We start from the raw sequence: 8,946 nt of genomic DNA on the forward strand, positions 1-8,946 counted from the left end.
CGACTGTTGGCCAGCGCTATCAGGGCATTGTCGATCTCGACGGCGAAACACTGTCCGATTGCTTCACCAACTATTTCGTCATGTCGCAGCAAGTCGGCACGCGCTTCAAGCTGTTCGCCGACGGCCGTCGCGCACGCGGTATGTTGCTGCAACAACTCCCCGCCGATCGCCTGAAAGATGAAGAAGATCGCGCCGCCAGCTGGCAGCACATCACCGCGCTGGCCGGCACTCTGGGCGCCGATGAGCTGCTGAGCCTGGACAACGAAACCGTGCTGCACCGCCTCTATCACGAGGAGCAGGTGCGCCTGTTCGATGTGCAGCATCTGCGCTTCAGTTGCAGCTGCTCTCGGGAACGCTCCGGCAATGCGCTGGTCAGTCTTGGGCTGGAAGATGCGCTGGCTCTGGCAGCCGAGCAGGGCGGAAAAGTCGAGATTGATTGCCAGTTCTGCAATCAGCAGTACCTGTTCGACGCGGCTGATATCGCTCAACTGTTCGCTGGCGCGGGCGTCGATACGCCGTCAGATACCCGTCACTAAAACGGTTCAGCGCAGGTAAATTCACTGCGCAATGACGGAATATCGCCGTTACGACGGGAGGACCCTACTCTTTTTGGGCTTTTCTGGCATAATCCGGCCCACTTTTTTCGCGGTAGTAGTGCACGACTTTCTACTACAAAACGTTTGGAGCACACTCGGCCACTGGCCGACGGGGAACCTCATGACGCAAGCCAATAACGCCGTGTACACCGATCTGAGTGTTGATGATCTGGTAAAAGAAGCCCTGAATCGCGGTGAAGGCGAGCTTGCCGATACCGGCGCTCTGGTTGTTCGCACCGGTCACCGCACCGGCCGTTCGCCAGTCGACCGTTTCATCGTTGAAGAGCCTTCCACCCAGGCCGCTATTGCCTGGGGCCCGATCAACCGCAAGTTCCCGGCCGACAAGTTCGATGCCCTGTGGGCTCGCGTCGAGGCCTTCAACAACGCGCAAGAGCACTTCGTTTCCCACGTGCATGTAGGTGCGGCGGAAGATCACTACCTGGCCGTGAAAATGACCACGCAGACTGCCTGGCAGAACCTGTTCGGTCGTTGCCTGTTCATCAACCCGGCCCAGTACAACCCGGCTGGCCGTGAAGAATGGCAAGTGCTCAACGTCGCCAACTTCGAGTGCGTGCCTGAGCGTGACGGCACCAACTCCGACGGTTGCGTGATCATCAACTTCGCGCAGAAGAAAGTGCTGATCGCCGGCATGCGTTACGCCGGTGAGATGAAGAAAGCCATGTTCTCGGTGCAGAACTTCCTGCTGCCAGCCGCTGACGTGCTGCCAATGCACTGCGCTGCCAACATCGGCGAAGACGGCGACGTGACCCTGTTCTTCGGTCTGTCGGGCACCGGTAAAACCACCCTGTCGGCCGACGAAAGCCGTTACCTGATCGGTGACGACGAACACGGCTGGGGCGAGGGTGTGGTGTTCAACATCGAAGGCGGTTGCTACGCCAAGTGCATCGACCTCTCCGAGAAGAACGAGCCGGTCATCTGGAAAGCCATCAAGCACGGCGCGGTGCTGGAAAACGTGGTTATCGACGACGCCAAGCACGCCGACTACGCCGATGTCAGCCTGACCCAGAACAGCCGCGCCGCCTACCCGCTGGAGCACGTTGCCAAGCGTTCCGAGAAGAACCTGGGTGGCGAGCCAAACGCAGTGATCTTCCTGACCTGCGACCTGACCGGCGTACTGCCGCCGGTGTCGATCCTCAACGAAGAACAAGCGGCCTACCACTTCCTGTCCGGCTACACCGCGCTGGTGGGCTCGACTGAAATGGGTTCGGGCAGCGGCATCAAGTCGACCTTCTCCACCTGCTTCGGCGCACCGTTCTTCCCGCGTCCGGCTGGCGAATACGCCGAACTGCTGATCAAGCGCATCCGCGGCTTCGGCTCCAAGGTCTACCTGGTCAACACCGGCTGGACCGGCGGCGGCTACGGCGTCGGCCAACGCTTCAACATCCCGACCACCCGCGCAGTGATCGCCGCGATCCAGAGCGGCGCACTGATCGGTGCCGCCACCGAGCACCTCGACACCATCAACCTCGACGTGCCACTGGCCGTTCCGGGCGTCGACACCAACCTGCTCAACCCACGCAACACCTGGGCTGACAAGGCAGCGTACGACGAGGCAGCGAAAGCACTGGCCGGTCTGTTCATCGAGAACTTCAAGAAGTTCGAAGTGAGCGACGCGATCAAGGCGGCTGGGCCGAAGTTGTAAGTAGCGGTTTGCAGTGAATAAAAAACCGCCCTTTGGGGGCGGTTTTTTATTTCCGATCTGAAATGCAGCTTGGTTGGACTCAAAGACGTGGCTTGCCCTGGCTATGTGTCAATCAGCCAGTGCACTCAGCACATGGACAGGATCGTTATGAATGGCCTTGAGTAGTGCTTTGGCCGGGCCAGTCGGCTGACGACGACCTTGCTCCCAATTGCGTAACGTTCCCAATTGGACATCGATCAAGGCTGCGAACTTTGCCTGCGTCATTCCCGTCGCTTTGCGAATCTGTTTAACCTGTAATGCATCCACATGGAATTCGCGGGACGGCTTTTTTTCACCCCGAAGAATCTCATCCATTTCCTGCACGCTTTCCATCAGCTCATCAAAAAACTTGCTCATGGTTACCTCCAGTTTCCAATCATGGCCTTCAGTGCTTTCCGTTCGTCATGGGTAAGATCCTGCTGCTCGTTTTTTGGATAAATCATCAACAACGCGATCTGTGATGCTGAAACGAAGTGGTAGTAGATAACCCGTGCGCCACCCCGTTTTCCATGGCCTTTGGAGGCGACTCGTGCTTTACGCACCCCGCCGGTTCCTTCGATTACATCGCCAATAGACGGGTTTGCGACCAACTGCTTTTGAAAGGTGGCGTAGGCATCGTCGTCCAGTAACTCTCTTACTCGGCGGGTGAAGACTGAAGTCTCAATAAAAATCATGGTCAATGTACGCCAGTGACTTACTTTCAGGCAATGCTGAAGTGTTGATAACGATGACTGGTGCCTGGTCGCCGACAGATGATGGCGGCGATCAGGCTGCTCGCCTTAGGCAGGGGCTTTCCAGTTGAGCATCTGTGTCTGCGCGACTTGCAGCAGCTCGCAGCCGTCCTGTCAGCAGGTACAGAGCGTGGGTGATGTGGGTGTCGCTGATCAAAGCAGCGACACCCACGACTATAGGTTCGCACCACCACCTCGCGATAGCCGACAAGGCATCGCGTGAAGTAGGAACGGGACGAACAAAGCGCCAGACGTTGCTACCGATTGTTCAACGCCTTTCAACGCAGATGCTGGTAACCGGAAATATCCAGCAGGCTTGTGGTCAGTCCGGTTGCCGGGCGGTAGATCGTGCCTTTGACTGCTGAAAACGGCACGCCTTTGCTGCCCAGCGAGACAGAGCGCTCGCCTTTGTCCAGCTCGGTGAAATAGGTGTAGGACTGGCTGTGCATCTTCTTGTAGCGGGCCTCGTCGCTGACGATGGCGCCAGTGAGGGGCAGCAGATCGGCATCGGTCAGATTGAGGGTTTTGCTCAGTGGCACGCCCCAGCGCTTGAGGCAGGTCTCGGCGAGATGGCGAACGATGCGGCCGGGTTCGATCAGCGCGTTGAGGTCGCTGCTGTTGATGGGCTCGCCGCCGAGCGCCGTGGCGTTGCCAGCGAGGGTGGCGTGGCGGCCGGCCATTGGATAGATCGAGGTTTTGGTGCCAGTGGCGGTTTGCGGGATCACGCAGCTGAAGCCTTTTGAGCGCTCGTCGCGGGCATAGAACGCGATGTATTCCTTGACGTTGGATTGGAGTTTGACGCGGTTTTCCTGAAAGTTGCCGATGCCCGGAACTGGATCAATGGCGAAGATGTTCACCGGAATATGTTTGAGTGCAGGATCCTTGTACATTGCATTGGCGAGCATATGGCAACTGATGCCGCCCCGGCTCCAGCCGACAAGATTGACTGTGGTTGGAATAATACCGTCCTTGCGGAAAGTCTTGATGATCTGTTCCTGTAACTTTTGTTGGGTGATACTGCGGTCGCCATAGTTGTATTTGCGCCAGAGCCACGAGCCCTCGACTTTTACATCGTCAATGGGAATGCCGGCGCTTTTGAGTCGGTTATATTCCTTCTCGGTCAGTTGTTGCCGTTGCCAGTCGCACTTGCCTTTGATGATATTCACAGCGTGCTGGACGTTTTCCTCCCAGCCTTTACCAAACAGCGTTCCGGATAGCCCGTATTCCTTGGTTTTGGTGAACAGATCATCGGCCTGCAGGTTGCCGCTGCCAGGCCCGTCGACCACGATCCATTCAGCGAACTCACGGCCGGTGTGGTGTGCAGCGAGTGTGGATACAACTTCGCCGTCCCAAAAACTTTTATGATTGATATCGAATTTGTTGGAGCCGGTACCGCAAAAGAAAATGGTCAAAGTTGTCATGCTTTTGCTCTTTCGAGTGAATAAGAGCAGTCACGTTAGTTCCAGTTGGTTGTATTGATAAACGGTTTGGTTGTTTCTGTTTTTGTAAGTTCTCAGAATTGCCTTAATTGTATGGGGCGGTGTTTTGCAGAGCGCCTGTAGTGCAATTAATATCTGCAACGCGTCAAATCGCTGATCCGATGTATCATTTCGAATCGATTGGATCCCGACCTTTTCTCGACTCGCTGAAATCGCCCGCTAGGCTTTGGGCATGGCAGCAGTCAAAGGAGTGACAGTAAATGCACCACACCCTGGAACAGGTTTTTGGTTATCCACAGTTTCGCCCCGGTCAGGAGGCCGCTGTCAGCGCGGTGCTGGCGGGGCGATCCGCGGCGGCGATCTTTCCCACCGGCTCCGGCAAATCGCTTTGCTATCAGCTGCCGGCGCTTTTACTGCCACACCTGACATTGGTGGTTTCGCCGTTGCTGGCGTTGATGCAGGATCAACTGGCGTTTCTCAAGCGCCACGGTATCTCCGCGGGCAGCATCGATTCGGCACAAAGCCGTGAGGATGCCAACGACGTCATGGCCCGTGCGCGTTCGGGTGAATTGAAGATTCTGATGATTTCCGTCGAGCGTCTGAAAAACGAGCGGTTCCGCAACTTCTTGCAGCAGGTGCCGATCTCGTTGCTGGTAGTCGACGAAGCTCACTGTATCTCGGAATGGGGCCACAACTTTCGGCCGGACTACCTGAAATTGCCGAACTACCAGCGCCAGTTCAACATCCCGCAGGCCTTGCTGCTGACCGCCACGGCGACACCAAAAGTCATCGCCGACATGCAGGCCAAATTCGCCATTGCTCCGGACGATGTAGTGACCACCGGTTTCTATCGGCCCAACCTCAACCTGCTGGTCGAGCCTGTACGCGGTCAGGACAAACGTCGGCGTCTGGTCGAATGGATGAGCGAACGCCCAGGGCAACCGAGCATTGTCTATGTCACGTTGCAGAAGACCGCCGAACACATTGCCGAGCATCTCGAGCGCAACGGTATCCAGGCCGAGGCTTACCACGCAGGTTTACCCCACGATCAGCGTGAAGACATTCAACGCCGCTTCATGGCCGGGCAGTCCAATTGCATTGTCGCCACCATTGCCTTCGGCATGGGCATCGACAAGAGCGACATCCGCAACGTGGTGCATTTCGATCTGCCCAAATCCATCGAAAACTACAGCCAGGAAATCGGCCGCGCCGGGCGTGACGGGCAGCCTTCGGATTGCCTGGTACTGGCGAATCGCGACAGTCTCAATGTGCTGGAAAACTTCGTCTACGGCGATACGCCCGAGCGTGATGGAATTCGTTATGTGCTCGAAGAGCTCAATGCCTCAGTTCCGGAAGGACAATGGGAGTTTCTGCTTGGGCCACTCTCGGATCAGAGCAATATTCGCTCGTTGCCGTTGAAGACTTTGCTGGTGCAGTTGGAGCTGCGAGGTCTGATTGCGCCGCGTTACGCCTATTACGCTGAGTATCGCTTCAAATATCTGCTTGAGCCTGAAGCATTGCTCCAGCGCTTCGAAGGCGAGCGCAGCGATTTCGTCGCGGCGCTCATCCGGACGTCTACGCGAGCACGCACCTGGGCCACGGTAGATTTCGAGGCGATGTACTCGCAGTATTCCGCCGAGCGCAATCGAGTGGTGACAGCGCTGGATTACTTCCAGGAAAAGGGCTGGGTCGAGCTTGAGAGCAAGCAGATGACCGAGGTCTACAATCTGCTGCAAAGTGATTTTGACAGCGACGCCCTCAGCGCTGAGCTCCACGAGTATTTCACTCGCCATGAACGGACTGAGGTGGCGCGAATTCACGCCATGCTTGACGTGTTCGCCACCGAACGCTGTCTGGGTTATCGCTTGGCCGAGTATTTCGGAGATCACAATGCCCCTGAGCGATGCGGCCATTGTTCGGTATGTCATGGCCGGGTTGCGCGGTTGCCTGAGCCGCCAGTGTTGCCGCCGCTTGTGGATAAAAATTTCGCGCAACTGTGCGGTGAGCTTATCCACAGGCATGAGCAGCACACAGGCAAGCTTCCGACGGCCGAGCGCCTGACGCGGTTCCTCTGCGGAATCAGCGTGCCGTTGTTCACCAAACTCAAGGCGCGGGCGATACCGGGTTTTGCTGCGTTGGAAGAGTACCCTTACGCGCAGGTACGCGATTGGGCGCAAGAGCACCTCTGACCCCTGTAGGAGCTGCCGAAGGTTGCGATCTTTTGATGTTGATTTTTCATGATCAAAAGATCGCAGCCTTCGTCAGCTCCTACGTCAAGTGTCATCAAGCGGGGACTCTATCCATCCGCTGAATGTCGATCATCACGCTAATAAACTTCAAAAAGCGCTGCTGCCTGACTAAGGTTGGATTCTGTCTTCGGGCCACCCACAAGAGAACAACATGAGCCAGACATCCTTCGATATTCAGCAGGCGGCGGTAATCGGTGCGGGCACCATGGGCCGCGGCATCGTCATGTGTCTGGCCAGTGCCGGCGTGAGCGTGCAGTGGGTGGACAACAATCCACAGATGCTCGAGCAAGCGCTGACAACGGTCGCCGAGACTTATGCCCACAACGTGCGTCAGGGTCGCATCGATCAGGCCGAGGCGGATGCGCGAATTGCTCGTGTGTCTGCGGCGGCGGATTACGCGGCGATCCGCAATGTCGACCTGGTGATCGAAGCGGTGTACGAAAACCTCGAGCTGAAGCAGAAGATCTTTCGCGAACTCGATGGCCTGCTCAAACCTGAGGCTCTGCTGGCGAGCAATACCTCGGCGCTGGATATCGACGCGATTGCCGCCGCAACCCGGCGCCCGGCACAGATACTGGGCCTGCATTTCTTCAGCCCGGCGCACATCATGAAACTGCTGGAGATCGTGCGAGGTGCGCAAACGTCACCAGCGGCGCTGGAAGCAGCGCTGGCGCTCGGCAAACGCATGGGCAAGGTCAGCGTAGTGTCGGGCAACTGCTATGGTTTCATCGGCAATCGCATGCTGCATCCGTATGTACTTGAAGCGCGCAAGATGCTCCTCGAGGGCGCTTATCCACACCAGATTGACGCCGCGCTGCAAGGCTTCGGCTTCGCCACGGGGCCGTTTCGCATGTACGACGTGGTCGGCATCGATCTGGAGTGGCGTGCTCGGGAGCTCGCTGGTAAAGGGCAGGATGCGCCGCAGGTTCAGATCGATAACCGTCTGTGCGAAATGGGCCGGTTCGGGCAGAAGTCTGGTAACGGCTACTACCACTATGAGCCGGGCAGTCGCCAGGCCGAGCATGATCCCGAGGTCGATGCATTGGTGCTGCGGGTCAGCGAAGAGCTGGGTTTCCAGCGTCGCGACATCGGCGCCGAAGAAATTCTTGAGCGCTGTTTGCTGGCACTGGTCAACGAAGGCGCGAAGATCCTGCAGGAAGGCATCGCCGGCTCGGCCCATGACATTGATCTGGTGTATTTGAACGGTTATGGTTTTCCAGCAGAGAAGGGCGGGCCAATGGCCTGGGCAGATCAGCAAGGGCTGGCGGATATTCATCAGCGCTTGCTGGCGCTGGAGACGCGCCAGGGCGACCAGTGGAAGCCGGCGCGGTTGATTGGCGAGCTGGCGGCGCAGGGGAAGGGGTTTGCTGATCGCTGACACTTGTCGGCCGTGCTGACGTCTTCGCGAGCAGGCTCGCTCCCACAGACTATCGCGTTTCAATGTGGGAGCGAGCCTGCTCGCGAAAGCTGTGCCGATATTTTGAATTAGCAAATAGCCTTGGGAATCCCTGATCAATGTCCAACCCGACACCACAGCGCACCGACTACCCCCACTTCCAGCCCATCACCACACGCTGGCACGACAACGACGCCTACGGTCATGTCAACAACGTCACCTACTACAGCTTCTTCGACACGGCGGTGAACACCTACCTGATTCAGGTCGGTGGCCTGGATATTCATGACGGCGAAGTGGTGGGATTCGTGGTCAGTTCGGCCTGCGATTACTTTGCCTCGATCGCTTTTCCGGATTTGATCGAGATCGGGCTGCGGGTCGGCAAGCTGGGCAACAGTTCGGTGCAATACGAACTGGCTGTGTTCAAGGTTGGCGAAAGCGAGGCGTGTGCGGCGGGACGGTTCGTGCATGTGTTTGTCGATCGGGCTACCAATCAGCCGGTGCCGATTCCGGCAGGTTTGCGTGGGACGCTGGAGCGGCTGGTGATCTAGACGCGCAAAAAAAATCGCAGCCACAAGGGCTGCGATTTTCGTTCAAGCCTTCGCCTTAACGGTGGCGATAGTACTTGTGATGCTTGCGGTGGCCGTAGGCGTGACCGCGACCCGGATGACCACGGTCACGGTAGTAGCGACGGTCATCGTAACGGCGATCGTAGTGACGACCATCGTCGTCATCGCGGCCCATGTAGTTACCCAGCGCACCACCAGCACCGCCACCTGCGGCGGAGCCGATCAGGCTGCCGGTGGTGCCGCCGAGACTGCGGCCAACCACGT

General features: G+C 57.6%; 9 protein-coding genes. 5 read left to right on the forward strand and 4 right to left on the reverse strand.

Features of this window, described 5'->3' with window-relative positions:
• Together D6877_RS05885 and D6877_RS05890 are read left to right on the forward strand one after the other, a co-directional pair.
• Positions 1-536, forward strand: a 536-nt coding sequence (locus D6877_RS05885) for an Hsp33 family molecular chaperone HslO (RefSeq protein WP_178083642.1), incomplete at its 5' end; no start/stop codon positions are given.
• A gap of 181 nt (positions 537-717) precedes the next feature.
• Positions 718-2,259, forward strand: a complete 1,542-nt coding sequence (locus D6877_RS05890) for a phosphoenolpyruvate carboxykinase (protein WP_016772179.1) — start codon at positions 718-720, stop codon at positions 2,257-2,259.
• A 108-nt stretch (positions 2,260-2,367) separates the two neighbouring features.
• On the opposite strand, the gene nadS is transcribed toward D6877_RS05890, so the two are convergent.
• The 3 genes from nadS to D6877_RS05905 all read right to left on the reverse strand — a co-directional run bounded on the left by nadS (position 2,368) and on the right by D6877_RS05905 (position 4,450).
• Positions 2,368-2,655 (reverse strand): NadS family protein, encoded by a 288-nt coding sequence (nadS, locus tag D6877_RS05895; protein ID WP_064363398.1) that lies wholly within the window; start codon positions 2,653-2,655, stop codon positions 2,368-2,370.
• A gap of 2 nt (positions 2,656-2,657) precedes the next feature.
• Positions 2,658-2,972, reverse strand: coding sequence for a type II toxin-antitoxin system RelE/ParE family toxin (locus D6877_RS05900; RefSeq protein ID WP_130910162.1), 315 nt, complete (start codon positions 2,970-2,972; stop codon positions 2,658-2,660).
• A 335-nt stretch (positions 2,973-3,307) separates the two neighbouring features.
• Positions 3,308-4,450, reverse strand: a complete 1,143-nt coding sequence (locus D6877_RS05905) for a hypothetical protein (RefSeq protein ID WP_130910163.1) — start codon at positions 4,448-4,450, stop codon at positions 3,308-3,310.
• 278 nt (positions 4,451-4,728) lie between these two features.
• Here D6877_RS05905 and D6877_RS05910 point away from each other — a divergent pair, with 278 nt between their 5' ends.
• The 3 genes from D6877_RS05910 (at position 4,729) to D6877_RS05920 (ending at position 8,664) form a co-directional block, all read left to right on the forward strand.
• Entirely contained in the window at positions 4,729-6,657 is a 1,929-nt protein-coding gene (locus D6877_RS05910) for an ATP-dependent DNA helicase RecQ (protein ID WP_130910164.1), read from the forward strand.
• Between the two features lie 211 nt (positions 6,658-6,868).
• Positions 6,869-8,095 (forward strand): 3-hydroxyacyl-CoA dehydrogenase, encoded by a 1,227-nt coding sequence (locus tag D6877_RS05915; RefSeq protein ID WP_130910165.1) that lies wholly within the window; start codon positions 6,869-6,871, stop codon positions 8,093-8,095.
• A gap of 137 nt (positions 8,096-8,232) precedes the next feature.
• Positions 8,233-8,664 (forward strand): thioesterase family protein, encoded by a 432-nt coding sequence (locus D6877_RS05920; RefSeq protein ID WP_130910166.1) that lies wholly within the window; start codon positions 8,233-8,235, stop codon positions 8,662-8,664.
• A 55-nt stretch (positions 8,665-8,719) separates the two neighbouring features.
• On the opposite strand, the gene D6877_RS05925 is transcribed toward D6877_RS05920, so the two are convergent.
• Positions 8,720-8,946: glycine zipper domain-containing protein (locus tag D6877_RS05925; RefSeq protein ID WP_347233400.1), on the reverse strand; the 227-nt coding region annotated here is incomplete at its 5' end.

The sequence above is a fragment of the Pseudomonas sp. Sample_9 genome, from assembly GCF_004307535.1.
Lineage (GTDB): Bacteria > Pseudomonadota > Gammaproteobacteria > Pseudomonadales > Pseudomonadaceae > Aquipseudomonas > Aquipseudomonas mercuritolerans.